The organism is Bacillus sp. FH (genome assembly GCF_052216825.1).
Classification (GTDB): Bacteria; Bacillota; Bacilli; order Bacillales; family Bacillaceae_G; genus Bacillus_A; species Bacillus_A paranthracis.
Map to the genome: position 1 here is coordinate 315,230 of NZ_JBQOUU010000001.1, position 12,918 is coordinate 328,147.

Annotated in this window: 14 protein-coding genes; 3 read left to right on the plus strand and 11 right to left on the minus strand. The window is 35.4% G+C overall.

The window, feature by feature from the left end; genetic code table 11:
- The first annotated feature begins 165 nt into the window (after positions 1-165).
- Positions 166-927 carry a class I SAM-dependent methyltransferase gene (locus ACTT1L_RS01750; RefSeq protein WP_071743102.1) on the plus strand — a complete coding sequence of 254 codons (762 nt, stop codon included), beginning with the start codon at positions 166-168 and terminating at the stop codon, positions 925-927.
- Between the two features lie 51 nt (positions 928-978).
- Here ACTT1L_RS01750 and ACTT1L_RS01755 read toward each other — a convergent pair whose 3' ends face one another.
- Positions 979-2,106, minus strand: coding sequence for a hypothetical protein (locus ACTT1L_RS01755; RefSeq protein ID WP_262718079.1), 1,128 nt, complete (start codon positions 2,104-2,106; stop codon positions 979-981).
- A gap of 105 nt (positions 2,107-2,211) precedes the next feature.
- Positions 2,212-2,736 carry an NUDIX hydrolase gene (locus tag ACTT1L_RS01760; RefSeq protein ID WP_442821749.1) on the minus strand — a complete coding sequence of 175 codons (525 nt, stop codon included), beginning with the start codon at positions 2,734-2,736 and terminating at the stop codon, positions 2,212-2,214.
- Positions 2,737-2,931: 195 nt separating this feature from the next.
- Here ACTT1L_RS01760 and ACTT1L_RS01765 point away from each other — a divergent pair, with 195 nt between their 5' ends.
- Complete coding sequence (locus ACTT1L_RS01765) at positions 2,932-3,564, plus strand: cephalosporin hydroxylase family protein (protein ID WP_003161750.1); 633 nt, start codon at positions 2,932-2,934, stop codon at positions 3,562-3,564.
- Between the two features lie 33 nt (positions 3,565-3,597).
- Here the strand turns inward: ACTT1L_RS01765 and lepB are convergent, their stop codons facing one another.
- Together lepB and ACTT1L_RS01775 are read right to left on the minus strand one after the other, a co-directional pair.
- A complete protein-coding gene (gene lepB, locus ACTT1L_RS01770; protein ID WP_000806877.1) occupies positions 3,598-4,119 on the minus strand; it encodes a signal peptidase I in 522 nt (173 codons plus the stop codon).
- A gap of 82 nt (positions 4,120-4,201) precedes the next feature.
- Complete coding sequence (locus ACTT1L_RS01775) at positions 4,202-6,355, minus strand: penicillin-binding transpeptidase domain-containing protein (RefSeq protein ID WP_442821750.1); 2,154 nt, start codon at positions 6,353-6,355, stop codon at positions 4,202-4,204.
- Between the two features lie 289 nt (positions 6,356-6,644).
- Here ACTT1L_RS01775 and ACTT1L_RS01780 point away from each other — a divergent pair, with 289 nt between their 5' ends.
- Positions 6,645-7,226: a hypothetical protein gene (locus ACTT1L_RS01780; RefSeq protein WP_086708105.1), complete on the plus strand. Its 582-nt coding sequence runs from the start codon at positions 6,645-6,647 to the stop codon at positions 7,224-7,226.
- A 55-nt stretch (positions 7,227-7,281) separates the two neighbouring features.
- Here the strand turns inward: ACTT1L_RS01780 and ACTT1L_RS01785 are convergent, their stop codons facing one another.
- The 7 genes from ACTT1L_RS01785 to pxpB form a co-directional block, all read right to left on the minus strand.
- Complete coding sequence (locus ACTT1L_RS01785; RefSeq protein WP_001183815.1) at positions 7,282-8,010, minus strand: NAD-dependent protein deacylase; 729 nt, start codon at positions 8,008-8,010, stop codon at positions 7,282-7,284.
- A gap of 76 nt (positions 8,011-8,086) precedes the next feature.
- Positions 8,087-8,734: a pyroglutamyl-peptidase I gene (gene pcp / locus ACTT1L_RS01790; RefSeq protein ID WP_242270274.1), complete on the minus strand. Its 648-nt coding sequence runs from the start codon at positions 8,732-8,734 to the stop codon at positions 8,087-8,089.
- A 16-nt stretch (positions 8,735-8,750) separates the two neighbouring features.
- A complete protein-coding gene (locus ACTT1L_RS01795) occupies positions 8,751-9,713 on the minus strand; it encodes a DUF979 domain-containing protein (RefSeq protein ID WP_001021658.1) in 963 nt (320 codons plus the stop codon).
- 1 nt (position 9,714) lies between these two features.
- Entirely contained in the window at positions 9,715-10,410 is a 696-nt protein-coding gene (locus ACTT1L_RS01800; RefSeq protein WP_000239804.1) for a DUF969 domain-containing protein, read from the minus strand.
- A 23-nt stretch (positions 10,411-10,433) separates the two neighbouring features.
- A complete protein-coding gene (gene pxpA / locus ACTT1L_RS01805) occupies positions 10,434-11,195 on the minus strand; it encodes a 5-oxoprolinase subunit PxpA (protein WP_442821751.1) in 762 nt (253 codons plus the stop codon).
- An 18-nt stretch (positions 11,196-11,213) separates the two neighbouring features.
- Positions 11,214-12,203 (minus strand): biotin-dependent carboxyltransferase family protein, encoded by a 990-nt coding sequence (locus ACTT1L_RS01810; protein ID WP_442821752.1) that lies wholly within the window; start codon positions 12,201-12,203, stop codon positions 11,214-11,216.
- Positions 12,194-12,907: a 5-oxoprolinase subunit PxpB gene (gene pxpB / locus ACTT1L_RS01815; RefSeq protein ID WP_442821753.1), complete on the minus strand. Its 714-nt coding sequence runs from the start codon at positions 12,905-12,907 to the stop codon at positions 12,194-12,196. Before pxpB ends, ACTT1L_RS01810 begins: the two co-directional genes overlap by 10 nt.
- Positions 12,908-12,918 lie beyond the last annotated feature (11 nt).

Sequence of the window (12,918 nt, forward strand, 5' to 3'; positions counted from 1 at the left end):
ACTTTCACTTACTTATCCCGAATATACAAATAACCATTCTCACAAGGAGCGAATCTATATGAATCTATTCGAACACGAAACGTAAAACTGCTTCTCTTTCATAAGAGGTCCTCCCTTTTTCTTTTCTCATCATATCATTCATTTACGAAATAGGAGGACATAATTATGAAACGTGATCCATTATTTTCAACTTTATTAGAAAGTGCCAATACAAATTTTAGTGGCTGGGATTTTTCTTTCATTTCAGAAACGGGCCGAATGAAGAGCGAGCCCTTATCGTGGTCATACGGCAGCACTGCTTTCCAGCTTATGCAGCATGCAGAATCAATGCTCGATATGGGGACTGGCGGCGGAGAGTTTTTATCTATGTTACAACCTTTCCCGTCAACTATTTATGCGACTGAAGGTTATGCTCCAAATGTGCCAATTGCTCGGAAGAAATTAGAGCCTTTAGGAGTTACAGTCGTCGAAGTGATTAATGATACTGTATTACCATTTCAAGATGGGCAGTTTGATTTCATTATAAATCAACATGAATCCTATGCTGCCTCTGAGGTAAAACGAATTCTTTCTCCAAATGGAGTTTTTCTTACACAGCAAGTTGGTGGTCTTGATTGCGCGGTACTGAATGAGCAGTTCGGCTCACCACTAAATAGCGAATTTGCAAGTTGGTCGCTTGAAGCGGCATGTAGTGAGTTAGAGGAAAATGAATTTACTATCTTAGATGCAAAAGAAGAATTCCCTTTCCAACGCTTTTATGATATTGGCGCTATTGTCTATTATTTAAAAGCGATTCCGTGGCAAATTCCTGATTTTACTGTCGAAAGGTATTATGAGGAACTATATCGTATACATGAAATCATCTTGCAAAAAGGATATTTTGATGTGAAGCAACATCGATTTATCATTAAGGCGATTCACAGCTAACAAAAAGGAGGTGGCAAAGCCCCTCCTTTTTGCTCCGTTTACGTATGTTCTCTACTCTTTCATAATAAGAAAAGTTATATCATCCCACTTCTTATCTAATTGTAAAGTAGTCTTTTCAATACTAGCCCCTGTTAACAAATCATATCCTTCAATCTCAGCTACCAATTGTTTCTTTTTACTCTTTGGATTCATATCTTTGTATAAGATGTATAACTTATTACCATGTACTTGTATATCAGAAATCCCTTTGTCCTCTCTAGTGATTTTTGTATTTTTGTCACTTTGTAATGAATATGTACGTATGATGTTCAAGTTCTCATCTAGCTCTTTCACTTTTTCATCATTATTTAAAATATACACCTTATCTTCAATCACCTGCACTAGAACAGGTATGAATTGCTTTTCGTCTAATATTGTTTCTTTTTCTACTACTCTAGTCTTTGTATTTACCATAATTAATTTAGGTGGTAACTTTTGATTTACATTATCACTTAGTACGAACAATAATTTATCTTTATACTTTTGAAAAATTACTTTTTGAGGAGTTGTTGCAAAATATACATTTTCATTAGGAATTTCAAATTCGTTTGTTTTTTTATTTGTGACCAAATCTATTTCTGAAATATATACTTTGTCTAGCGTTTGTGAAAATGCGTATATATGATTCTCAATAATATGCGCACCTTGAATCGTTCCCTTTAGTTCTACACTTTCTTGCCTTTTATCATTCTCTTTCCAATATACGAGTTCACTTGTATATCCTTTCTTTTCGTCTACCAGCCCAATGTTCACATCATAAAATTTATAACCTTGCTCTGCATGTATAAAATATGCCCCTGCGTTTACATCTTGTAATTGTTTCGGTCTACTGATTTCTTGCATCTTACCAGTCTTATCAATTGCATAATGATTGTTATTTCTATTTGATGAGAAGTAGTATCCCTTTTCATCTTTTGCATTGCTTATCATACTTTGACCATCTACTTCCATTTTACTAATCGTATTTCCTTTCTTATCATATGCATATATGTAACTACCGGCTTTCATGGCATTTGAATAGGATACGAGGTAATCTGCTTTTTGAATGTCTTTAAGTTCTGTATCACTTTTAGAACAGGCTACAAAAAGGAACATCGTACATATGACGATTATGGTCAATGAATTGCATTTCTGGAACATATCATCACCTCACATATATAATGAGAGCAATCAACATAAAAATGCTGATTGCTCTATTAAAATATTATCTACTAGATTATAAGAGTGATTGTTGTCATATTTTTTCTATTGAGAAACGAGTTGTTTTTCATACCGTTTGTTCGCATCATCTTCTGTCAAAAATGAAGTTGTGTAAGTAATAATATTCCGGTTATCATATGTGAATATATGCTCTAACTTATTTTCTTCTGTTAATACTATTGGTAAGTATTTTGGTAAATTGCTCACTACACCTCTATTATCCTTATTTAATATCCAATCAATTTCTTTCCATTCTAATAATCCTTCCGCCGTACTTACTGGCGTGTCCATATGTACCCCATCTGGCAGATCAGCAAGGAATACATACATTCCTTCACGCCCCTGAGACTCGTCCTTACTTTTAAAAACGACATTCCCTTTATACGTTACACTTGGAAGATCTATGCCTGTTTCTTCAAGCGTTTCTCTAATTATTCCTTCATATGGCGTTTCATTATCTTCAATTTTTCCACCAACACCATTCCACATTCCCATATTTGGCTTTTTATTTCTATTCAATAAGAGTATTTTATTTCCTTTTCTAATGAAACAAATTGTGTACTTATACATACGTTTCTTTCCTTTCTTTTTCCCCTCATCTAAAAATTTAAACAGCATTTTGATTAGACTTGCTGCATAAAAAAATTCTTATTATACAAACAACTGGTTTTTTAATGAGGTATTTTGCTCATTTTTATTCAAAAACATTCTCCTTACAATCATATCTCACATAATATATTGTACAACTTTCGTTTCCAGAAAGGAGTGTTCAAAATCGATAACATAAGCAGCGAATTTTTAAAACAATTTTACGATAGTCGCGTCTGGTTATATGATACACATTGGCTTGGAGTCCCCATTCTCAAACTTCCTTCTGATCTTTTTTTGTATCAAGAAATGATTTACGAATTAAAACCCGATTTAATTATTGAATGTGGCACTTGTTATGGTGGTAGCGCACTGTATTTAGCTTCCATTTTAGATTTAATTGGAAAAGGTCATGTTCTTACTATTGATATATTTCCACAACCAAATCGTCCATCCCATGATCGTATTACGTATTTAACAGCTTCTTCTGTTTCAGTAACCGCTGTGCAAACAATATTAAGTATGCGCAAACCTGATGATGTGATTTTAGTTATTTTAGATTCTGATCATAGTAAAGAGCATGTAGCAAAAGAATTGTTGCTTTATAAATCTATCGTTACTAAAGGCAGTTATATTATAGTAGAAGATACATCTATTAATGGAAATCCTGTTTCTCCTGATTGGGGACCTGGCCCAATGGAAGCTGTTGAAGAGTTTTTAGCTACAAACAACAATTTCATAATCGATGAATCTAAGCATAAGTTTTTCATATCGTTTAACCCAAAAGGTTTTTTAAAGAAGATAAAGTGAAACGTTAATAAGTGGGGATAGAGAAACCCCCACTTATTCTATGATCTTCATTTTTGAAAAAGGATAATATACAAATTCCACTTTGCCTATTATATTATCTTCTTCAATATATCCTAAACCGTTTCGACTATCTCTACTAAGTTCACGATTATCTCCCATTACAAATAATTTATTTGGTGGGATTTTTGTCTTTTGAAAGTTATAAAACACTTGCGTATTATTGAATAAATCTTTATTTGTATACGGTTCTTCTTGTTTTTTATCATTCACATATACAGATCCATTCGTTATGTTAATTACGTCACCAGGAAGCCCTATTACTCGTTTTACATAATATTTTGACTCATCCTCTTCCTTTATAATGACAATTTCTCCATGCTCTAAATCAGAAAAGTGTACGGCTGCTTTATTTACAAATACGTAGTCTTCTTCATATAAAGTCGGTTGCATTGATTTCCCTTCCACTTTACATAAAGTAAAAGAATGATAGGCTATTACCAAAACAAACACGAAGAGTATGTATTTCCCCCAACCTCTTTTAATCTCCTGTTTCATATCCATTCCCACCTTATTCAAACGCTTTTTAAATCAAAAAATATATCACTGCACCATATGTCTCCATGCAGTGATATTATTTTTACTGGGCCTTGTTCGGCTGCTCTACTGGGACTGGATTTCCACCTGCTCTTTTCGCTTTCAATTCAAAATACGCATCCAAAATCTCTTTACCAATTGCGGAATTAATTCCTGATTTGTCATCATTTACCCATGGTACAACAACTGAAAAAGCTACTTCCGGATCAGCATCATACGGCGCATAACCGGCAAGAGTTAAATTATAACATTTTTTTCGATTATTGTTTTCATCTCTTCCAATTTCACTTTCTCCACCATACACAGTTTCAGCTGTCCCTGTTTTTCCAGCTGGTTTATACGGTAATCCTTTAAACGTTGCAGTACCTGTTCCGTCATTCTCTTGAAAAACCCTTCTAAATCCTTCTTTTACATGATTAATGTATGAAGTGTTCATATCCACTCGATTTAAAATAACTGGTTCAATAGATCGAATAACTTTTCCAACATCCTCTGGTCTATGTGGTTGTTCTCTCACTTCTTGCACAATTTGCGGTTTCATTCTGTAACCACCGTTTGCAATGGTTGAAATATATTGAGCAAGTTGAAGCGGCGTATATGTATCGTACTGTCCAATCGCATAATCAAGTAAAAAACCAGGTACGTTATCCGTTCTACCCATTTGACCAATCGATTCATTCGGCAAATCAATACCAGTCGGTACACCTAAACCAAATTGTCTAAAATAGTAGCGCATTTTATTAAATGTCTCTTGTTTAATGTCTAATGGATTGTTTGGCACATAATTTACACCTGCCATCTTTAATGCTGTATTAAACATATATACGTTTGATGAAACTTGTAAAGCTCTTAAATCATCAATATCACCAAAGTCTTTCCACGATTTCTTCGGCTTAGAGCTTCCTTTAAAATACATAGGTGCATCAAAGAAATGTGTATACGGCTTAATTGTGTCAGTTTGATAGCCGGCTAATAATGTAGCCCCTTTCACAGTTGACCCTAACTCATAAGAACTTGTCATCGTCCCTAAAGCATAGTCCTCTATTTGCATCCCGCCATCTTTATTTACAATTTTCTTTCCTGCCATCGATAAAATTTGACCGTTTTTCGGATTCATCATTACAACGAATGCACGATCCATCATCGGCTCTGCAGAATGAAATGCTCGTAAATTCTTTTCAAGACTTTCCTCTACTTTTTTCTGTAACTCCATATCTACTGTTAACATTAAATTATTTCCACTTTTTCCTTCGGTCACTTTTTCTGTCCGGATTATATTTCCTGCTTTATCTGTAATGCTTCTAGATTGCTCTTTCGTTCCATGTAATGCGTCTTCATATTGCTTTTCGATGTAACTCTTACCAATGCGGTCATTTCGGTTATAATCACGCACTAAATAATAATCTAATTGTTCCCTTGGCAATCCTTCATTTTCAGTAGAAACGCTACCAAGAATAGAACGAAGTATTTTATCATTTGGGTATTCACGTTCCCAGTCTACTGTCGTATCTACTCCGGGCAAGCTTGCCAATCTTTCACTTACGACTGCATATTCATTTTGACTTACATCTTTTTTAACGATTTGCGGCGTCATTTTATATCCCGCATTCATTTTGCTTTTAATAGCTAGTACTTCTAGGTCTTCTTTTGAAAGTTCGCTTAATTCTTCTTGTGTAATTCTTTCCCTACGTAACTCTTCCACTTTTTTATCTAATTCTTTTCCTTCTATCTCCTGCTTCCTAAATTTACTCTCATCTTCTTTCGTTACTTTTTCTGCTGCCCGCTTTTCATTTAACTGCATCCAAAAATCCTTTTTATCTGTTTCTGTTAACTTGTCTATATCCTCTGGCGACATTTCAATTAACTGGGCTAACTGTCTTGCTACTTGTAAAACTTCTTTCGAATCTACTCCTTTCATTTTCGTATATGTAACGGTTCGTAGTGGTTTGTTATTTACAATCACCTGACCTTGTCGATCAAACATTTTCCCTCTAGGAACAGGTGTACTTACCGTTACATCTTCCTTTTTGTTCACTTCATTTCTATACGTTTCTCCATCAATGATTTGTACTTTACCTAATTGAATTATAATAGCTGAAAATAAAAGAAAGACGATAAAAAATAGTACATTTAACCGAAAAGGAATATGAGTCTTTTTCTTTTTCGATTGTTTCTTCTGCTCCTTTTTCTGTCTCATTTCGCTCCCTCGCTTCATTCTATTAACATTTCTACATGGAACCATTATGTATCAAATTTATTTATATGATATATATAGAATTTTATATTAATTATAAAAGAAATAAAAGATTTAATTTTCAGTTTTTTGATTTTATATCCTATTTATTACCATTCCCTTAATGCACAATAACATGAATATTATTCTAAAAGAAAAATGGTACAAATTTATTTTTATACCATTAGTTTACATTTATTTGTATACTAAAGAAATAAATTCATAAAAGACATTACTTAAGGAGAGAACGAAAATGACAGATTCATTTACAATACATACTAATGCGCCCCATTGTTTAAACTTTATGATTTATATTCAAAATATTTATCTCAACCAAAAAGAGAAAAAGGAAAATTTAAAATTTCCTTACATAGCAAGACAATTCAATTTTTCTACTAACTTTGAAGCAAATTCCAAAGAATTATGGCATTCACTTCGCAAACAAATGGCTAATGACAAGTATGATTCGCAAATTTTTTATGATGAAAACCATATCTTTTATGAGAATCTTTTTGATAATCATTTATGTAATAAAGAATTATTCAAAGAATTAATATGTAGTTTTAAAGTATGGTGGACTAGCATAGCAGGTCAGCTTTCATTAGAATGGTCTGTAAGTGATTTTAGTAGACAACTTTACGAAGACTTAGTTTTATATATAAAACAACACCAAATAAAACCTTTACAACAGCTACATATTAGCTTACTTTATGACGATTGTGTATTCGTTAAAAATAATACTACTTCTTACTCTGCTATTTTACCTACGAAACACTTTTTTATTAATTATAGAGATGTTGTTACTACATTATCGACATGTTTTCACGCTGCTTAGTATAACGATTACTCAAATAAAAAACTGAGGCGGATACCTCAGTTTTTTCGATAACTTATTTCCTTGAAGACAATCCGTCAACAAATTCACCAATCTTATTTTGAAAAACATAATCAAAGTTATATTCCTGTCCTGTTAACTCTTCATTTACTAAAATCGTTGTTGCTCCTACTTCCCTCTTTGCAATTTGCGGGAATGAAGCGACAGGCTGTACTTTGAGTGACGTCCCCATTACGAGAAGTACATCTGTTTCATATAAACGTTTTATCGCGTTTTGATATTGTGGCAATGTATCTCCGTATAACACAACGTCTGGATTTAAAATGAAATTACACTTCTGACAGCGCGGCACCTCATGATCAATCATATACTGCAAATCATATCCCGTTTTACACTTCGGACAATGTGCTGTTTGCAGTGTGCCGTGTAAATCAATAACATGTTTACTACCACCTAATTGATGTAAACCATCAATATTTTGCGTTAAAATCGTAATATCTTTCCCTTGTTCTTCTAGTTCTGCTAAAAAGCGATGTCCACGATTTGGCTTATATTGATGAAACGTATTGATTTGAAATATTTCTTTATAATGCTTCCAAAATTCTTTCGGACTTCGGTTATAGTACCCTCTTGATAAGTACATTTCCACATTCGCATCAGCATACAATCCATTTGCTGAACGAAAATCTGGGATACCACTTTCCGTACTTGCTCCTGCACCTGTTAATACTGTCATTTTCTTCGCTTTTTCTAAAATTGAACGTACTTCTTCAAATTGTTGCACAACAATCACCTCTATGTATTTTCCTATACTATATTATACCAGTTGTTTACAGGAGGTGTCGTACAATTCATTCTACTTAATGCGTCGTGCCACCAACCTCTACAATATCCACCTCAACGGTCGTCGTTACTTCAACTGCCAACTCTATCCCTTTACGAATAGTAGAAAGTGACATACTCGGTTGCCCTGGATAATTACTCGCTTGCTCTGGTAAAAATGGAATATGAACAAATCCACCTTTTACTTTCTGATTCTGTTTCTCTAGTTCATGCATGAGACCATAGAATAAGTGATTACAAACGAATGTACCTGCTGTTTGTGAAACGGAAGCCGGTATGCCCTCTGCCTTTAGTCTTTTTACAATTGCTTTCATCGGAAGTGTAGACCAATAAGCAGCTGGTCCTTCTTCTACGACTGGTACATCTACCGGCTGGTTTCCTTCATTGTCAGCAATTCTTGCATCATCAATATTAATTGCGACACGCTCTATCGTAATATCTGGTCTACCTCCAGCTTGTCCAATGCATATAATGAATTCCGGTGCTAGTTCTTCTATATACTCTTTTAATACACTGATTGATTTATGAAATACAGTGGGTACTTGTTTACTAATAATCTTGTATTCTCCGATTGTTTTTTCATGCAAACTTTTTGCGACTTCCCAAGCTGGATTGATACTTTCTCCACCGAACGGATCAAATCCTGTTAATAATACTGTTTTCATAGTTTTCTCCTCCTAATTAGAAACGATATACTAGGCCGTACATGATAAACATATTTATGATGAAGATTGAAAGAGCAATTGGTACTTGCGCTTTAATAACTGCATTTTTATCTTTCAGTTCTAAAAGCATTGCCGGAACGATATTAAAGTTTGCTGCCATTGGCGTAAGCAGCGTTCCGCAATATCCAGCAAACATACCAAGAGCGGCCATAATTGCTGGATTCCCGCCGTGCATTTGTACAATTAAAGGTAAACCAATTCCGCCAGTAATAACAGCAAACGCTGCGAAAGCATTTCCCATTACAACTGTGAAAAGCATCATTCCTAAACAGTACGCCATAACAGCAACGAACGGATACTCTGTCGGTAACACTTGTCCGACTAAATCAGAAACGACTTGTCCAACGCCAGATTTCGCGAAAATACCACCAAGTGCCGCTAACATTTGTGGTAAAATAACAGCCCAGCCGACAGCTTGTAATAGTCTGCTTCCTTCTTGTACAGGCGTTGTTATTTTCGATTTTGTAATACGCATCGCCGCAACGAATGCAAGTAATGCTCCTAATGCTAATGCTACTAGCGTTACTTTATCCGGATCAACAAGAGAAACATTTCCCCATTTGATTTTTCCTAACGTTAACGTACCGATAATTGTAAAAATAGGAATTAATAGTGCAGGCATAAAGATTTTATTTTTTAATTTCTCCGCATGTTTTACACGTTCTTGTACTGGAACTTCTTTCTCCTCTGATTTTGTTACTTTATTTAGTGAAGCTAACACAACCATAGCGAGTACAATACAGCCAACGTAAAACGAAGGGATTACATTTCCAAATAAAAATGTAACTGCAAACAACGCCCAAAATAAACTAGAACCAAATCGGTTTGGATGTTCACGATCGAATGCGATACGAACGGCGATAAAGGCAACGATTATACCTAATACATAGTAGATTGTATCCATTGTAATGATGTTCATTTTATATCGCCTCCTTCTCTTCTTTTTCTTTTGATGTCATCGTTTTTGCTATATATTTATCAAACCTTCTAAATCTGATCCAGCTTACGATAAGTGCAGATATTGCAGTTGGAATACCCCAAAGCGCCATATCCCATACTCCGACATGCATACCTACTGAATCAAAGAATCCTTTCATTAATAAAATCGCACCAGTTGCGATAAAAATATCTTCTCCGAAAAACCAAGCTGTATTTTCCGCAGCCGCTGCATTTGCTTTAATCTTTTCTCTTAATTTTTCAGGGAGCTTACCGTATTTACCTTGCGCAGCCCCTTCTGCCATCGGTGCAACGAGTGGTCTTACTGTTTGTGCATGACCACCAATATTAAGCCCTAGTGCTGCTGATGATTCTCTTATCGTAAAATATGACATTAATACTCTTCCAGTTGTTGCACCTTTTGATTTCGTTATAAGTGCTTCTGCTCTTTCTTTCAAACCGTAACGCTCCAAAATTCCGATTACCGGTAAAGTTAGTATGATAGGCATAGACATATATCTATTTTCTATGAAAAATTTACCGAACATGCTAATGACATCATAAAAGCTTAATCCTGAAACCATACCAGTAACAATACCTGCAACCATAACGACTAATAGTGTATTTAATCTAAATAAAAAGCCCACTGCAACAAGTAATATCCCGATTAATTTCACCAATTCCAACACTTCCCCTCATTATTTTATTTCGGTGTGCATATAGAAATCTCATTATTTTCGAATGTTCTGTATATTATTCTCGCAAATTGTACAGCTTTCTCTCCATCACCGTGTAAACAAATCGTCTGCGCTTGAACGGCTACTTTCTGGCCGTTCACCGAATTTACATAGCCTTCTTTCACCATTTGAAGCACTTGCTTTATCGCTTCTTCTTCATTTTTTATAAGCGCATTTTCTTCCGTACGACTCGTTAATGTTCCATCTTGCTTATACGTACGATCTGCGAAAGCTTCTTGTACGAGAGTTATATTGTATTTTTCCGCAACCTGTATAAACGCCTCGCTATTTGCTAATCCGTAAAGTAATAGACTTGGATTTATATGATATATTGCCTTTGCAATTGCATCTGCAATTTCCGGATTAGTTGCCGCCATATTATATAGAGCACCGTGTGGTTTCACATGATGCATCTTCCCGCCAGCTGCTTTTACAAAACCGTCTAATGCACCAATTTGATATAGAACATAATCGTATACTTCACTTGCTGGAACGTTCATGTTCCTTCTACCAAATCCAATTAAATCTGGAAATCCGGGATGTGCCCCTATCGCAACGTTATGTTGCATTGCCTTTTCAACTGTTTGTCGCATAACGGACGGATCACCCGCATGAAAACCACATGCAACGTTTATAGAGGAAACGAACGGAAGAATTTCATCATCATTTCCCATTTTATAAGCGCCAAAACTTTCTCCTAAATCACAATTCAAATCAATTGTAGTCATGATATTTCCCTCCTGCACTCAGCTTCGTAAAGCGATGAACTTTTTTAATAGATTCATATTTACTTCTTTTTCTATGTACAATTGTTCCGCTTCTTCAAGCGTAATATTCTCAAACGATACATAGTCCCCTGGTTTTAACTGGGCAAGAAGAGGTAAATCTACTGAAATGATATTTCCCATTCTCGGATAGCCACCTGTCGTTTGCCTATCTGCCATTAATATAATCGGCTGTCCACCATTTGGAATTTGAATGGTCCCATATGTAACAGAACTCGATAAAATCTCTTTTTCAACGGCTCTATTTAAAATTTCTCCTTCAACCCTATAACCCATACGGTCAGCGTAATTAGATACTTTATACTCTTTCGTAAAAAATGCCTTTTTGCTTTCTTCTGTAAATTGATTATATTCAAAGTCAGCTATGACACGAAGCTTAGGATGTTTCTTATACTTTGGTAGTATGCTGTTGCTAATTGCCCATTTTGTTTTTATTCTCTCATCTTTTTGTAAGTCTTGAACGAAACGATTCGCCATTTCTGGTTGTACACCAATTTGGAAGTAGTCACCCTTTTTCAACATTCTTCCTTCTATACCTCCAATCGCAGCACGTATGTAAGTACTTTTGCTTCCCATCGTACGATCAATATGGATACCACCTGCAAAAGTCACATACGTTCTGCAACCACTTTTCACTTTTCCAAAGCAAAGCATACTACCTTCTTCCGCTAAAATGGGACGCCATAATGGTATACGCTCCCCATTTAGTAACGGTTCCATATCCGCACCGCCAATCGCAAGTAACGTCGTTTTCTTTATTAACAATTTCGGTCCCATAATCGTCATTTCAAGTGCCGCTTCATTCTCTTCATTACCAACTAACATATTGATCATCCGAAGTGCACTTTGATCCATCGCCCCGCCAACTGGCACACCGTATTGTTGATAATGAGATCGTCCTAAATCTTGGACTGTTGTAAACATCCCTGCATGCAAAACCTCTACATCCATTCTTTAGCCCCCTCAAGTGATACGTACTCTTCCTTCGTTATTGGGATAAATCGTAAATACATGCCGCTTTGAATAAAGGTTGGTGTTTCTTCTTCCGGATTAAATAAGGAGATTGGTGTTCGGCCAATAATATTCCATCCACCCGGTGTTTCAAGCGGATAAATACCTGTTTGATTTCCGCCGATTCCTACCGAACCAGGAGAGATTTGTAACCGCGGTATTTCTTTTCTAGGTGTTTCTAGTTCTTTTGATAGTCCTCCTAAATATGGGAACCCTGGTGTAAAGCCTAACATATATACAAAATACGTTGTTTCACTATGTATGCGAATGACATCTTCTACTTGTAAACCGTGATAATATGCCACCTCTTCTAAATCAGGTCCATATTCTCCCCCGTAACAAACAGGTATAGAAATATGTTTCACATCTCGTTTCAGCTCTTCCTTATACGTATCTAACATTCCAGTTATATATTGGCATACGTAATCATATGGTCTTATCTTTCTATCATTTCCCTTCCATACTTCATACAAATTATAATAAACGGCCAATGAAGTAAACGACGGAACACATTCAACCATCCCTACAAACGGATGTTGCTGCAACGCTTGAAATAGTCGTTGTACTTTTTCGTATACATCCATCCCGATTTCTTCACCAAATGTAACAATAATTGCTTGATCCCCTAACGCAGAAAATTTCATCCTACTCCCTC